This is a genomic window from Serratia sp. (in: enterobacteria) (genome assembly GCF_046715635.1).
Classification (GTDB): Bacteria; Pseudomonadota; Gammaproteobacteria; order Enterobacterales; family Enterobacteriaceae; genus Chania.
Genome location: NZ_JBKJYW010000310.1, coordinates 1 through 2909 on the forward strand (window position 1 = coordinate 1; position 2909 = coordinate 2909).

Annotated in this window: 3 protein-coding genes; all 3 read right to left on the minus strand. The window is 58.3% G+C overall.

The window, feature by feature from the left end:
- The coding region (locus ACLQ7H_RS16005; RefSeq protein WP_411753530.1) for a sulfite exporter TauE/SafE family protein at nucleotides 1–761 on the minus strand (761 nt) is incomplete at its 3' end.
- A 189-nt stretch (nucleotides 762–950) separates the two neighbouring features.
- Nucleotides 951–1778, minus strand: a complete 828-nt coding sequence (gene mepA, locus ACLQ7H_RS16010; RefSeq protein WP_411753531.1) for a penicillin-insensitive murein endopeptidase — start codon at nucleotides 1776–1778, stop codon at nucleotides 951–953.
- Nucleotides 1779–1787: 9 nt separating this feature from the next.
- A complete protein-coding gene (gene aroC, locus ACLQ7H_RS16015; RefSeq protein ID WP_021806057.1) occupies nucleotides 1788–2873 on the minus strand; it encodes a chorismate synthase in 1086 nt (361 codons plus the stop codon).
- Nucleotides 2874–2909: the final 36 nt, after the last annotated feature.

The window sequence follows — 2909 nt, forward strand, 5'->3', positions numbered from 1 at the left end:
TGATTGTCGTACAGCAATTTGCAGCTCATGATCAAAGACACTATCACGATCATCGGCCGGATCAGCTTCTGGCCCTTGGTCAGCACCATGTGCGCCCCAAGACGGGCTCCGAACACCTGCCCTACCAGCATCACCAGACCAATGCTCCAGATCACTTGCCCGCCGATAATAAACAGCACCAGGCTGCCCAGATTGGAGGTAAAGTTCAGCACCTTGGCGTGGGCGGTCGCCTTAGCCAGGTTAAAACCGCACAGCGTCACATAGGCCAAGGCATAGAACGAACCGGCTCCTGGCCCGAAGAAACCGTCGTAGAACCCTACGCAGCCTCCAGCTACCAGGCCAAAGGGTAACGCCCCCAGCCGACGCTGGCGATCGTTTTCCCCCAACCTTGGCGTCAGCAAGAAATAGACGCCGATGCCGATCACCAACAGCGGCAGCATCTGGCGCAGTATATCGGCACGCATATGCTGCACCAGGATCGCCCCGATTACCGACCCCACCAGCGTCAGGAAGATGGTCAGCTTCTGGGTATTAAGATCGACGGCCCGGCGGCGGACAAAGTACAGGCTGGCGGAAAACGATCCCCCCACCGACTGTAATTTATTGGTCGCCAACGCCTGCGTGGGGGGGATGCCAACGGCCAGCAGAGCCGGTACGGTCAACAGCCCACCGCCACCGGCGATCGAATCGATAAACCCAGCGAACATTGCTACCAAAAACAGAATCCCGAGCAATTCGGGACCTAACACCAGCCCATCCATAAGTCGTCTGCCTGCAAAAGTGGAGCCATACCTGATACCAATTGCTTAGCTCCCCCTCTTCCTGAAAAGGCAAAGAACGGTTCACTCAGAGTGTTGGCATTCGCGGATAAATCGTTTTTGTTTGCCGCACACACTACGCCTTAAAACTCAAAAAATAAACGCCCCATTCGAGGCGTTTTTATCAGGCTATCAGCGGTTGGCGAAGTGGCTATCCAACAGCGCCTGACAGGTTGGCGGCGGCGGTGGCGGCTCCTTCTTGACCGGGTTGGCATTCGGCTGATGCGGTTTGAACCAGCTGGCCAACTCGGCACCACAGCCATCGCCCACCGGCGGCGCATCCTGATCCAGACACTCCAGGCTACCCGCCGGGCAACGCAAGCGTACGTGCATATGTGCACGATGCCCAAACCAAGGGCGGACCTTATGCAACCAACCGCGATCGGCACCGGCATCCTGGCACAGACGCTGTTTGATCGCCGGGTTAACGAAGATCCGCGTCACTTCGCTGTCCTGTGCCGCCATCTTGATCAAGGATTCGATCTGCGGCTGCCACTGGCGATCCACCACCTGTTTACCGTCGCCAGACACCAGATCGATCGGCTGTGGTTTCAGCAGTTGCTGCGCGCTCCAACGTTGACGCGGTAACTGCAACCAGATGTCCACGTCCAGGCCGGATTGGTGGCTGGCATGGCCGCTGCTGAAGCGCCCACCGGCCGGCATCGCCATATCGCCGATCAATACCGTGCCCAGCGCTTTCTGGTTGGCCTGGCTGCTCAGACGTTGAATAAACGCCAGCAGGTCAGGGTGGCCGAAGTAGCGCCGTTGATCGGTCCGCATGACCTGATAGCCCGGTGAATTAAGCGGCAATGGGTGCGCCCCGATGATACAACCGTTGGCAAAACCGCCAACGGCCTGCGCAGTGCCGCTAACCGGGTGATCGATCTTTTGCCACGGTGTTAACGCCAAGGCGGAACCAGAAGCCATCAACGCAACCAAGCCCAGCATCCATTTTTTCATCGCAGGCCCTTACCAGCGTGGCACGTCAGAAATCACATCACCGTTTTGCGCACGCTGGCGCAGCAGATGATCCATCAGCACGATCGCCATCATCGCTTCGGCGATCGGGACTGCACGGATCCCGACGCACGGATCGTGGCGGCCACGAGTGACCATTTCCACAGCTTCACCCTGACGGTTGATCGTACGCCCCGGCACCATGATGCTGGAGGTCGGCTTCAGCGCCAGATGCGCAATCACCGGCTGACCGCTGCTGATACCACCAAGAATGCCGCCCGCGTGGTTGCTCTGGAAGCCTTCAGGGGTAATTTCATCGCGGTTTTCACTGCCACGCTTGGTCACCACGGCAAAACCGTCGCCGATTTCCACGCCCTTGACCGCATTGATGCTCATCAGCGCATGCGCCAGATCGGCATCCAGACGATCAAACACCGGCTCGCCCAGCCCTACCGGGACGTTTTCCGCCACTACTGTCACTTTGGCACCGATGGAGTCGCCTTCTTTTTTCAGCGCACGCATCAGTTCATCCAAGGCTTCCAGCTTGTCCGGATCCGGGCAGAAGAACGGGTTCTGCTCAACCTGATCCCAATCTTTCAGCTCGCAGCTCACGTCGCCAATCTGCGCCAGATAGCCGCGTACCTGTACGCCAAACTTCTGCGCCAGATATTTTTTAGCGATAGCACCTGCAGCAACGCGCATCGCGGTTTCACGCGCGGAAGAACGGCCACCGCCGCGATAATCACGTACGCCATATTTCTGTTCGTAGGTGTAATCAGCATGGCCTGGACGGAACACGTCCTTGATCGCGCCGTAGTCTTGCGAGCGTTGATCGGTGTTTTCGATCATCAGGCCAATGCTGGTGCCGGTGGTGACGCCTTCAAATACCCCGGAGAGGATACGCACCTGATCCGGCTCGCGGCGTTGGGTGGTATAGCGCGAAGTGCCGGGGCGGCGACGATCGAGATCGTGCTGCAAATCGGCTTCTGTCAGCGGAATGCCAGGCGGCACACCGTCTACGATACATCCCAGCGCCACACCGTGAGATTCACCAAATGTGGTGACGCGGAAAAACTGCCCAATACTGTTCCCTGCCATCACGGCTCCTTACCGTTGGTTGTCATCCCGTTCGGC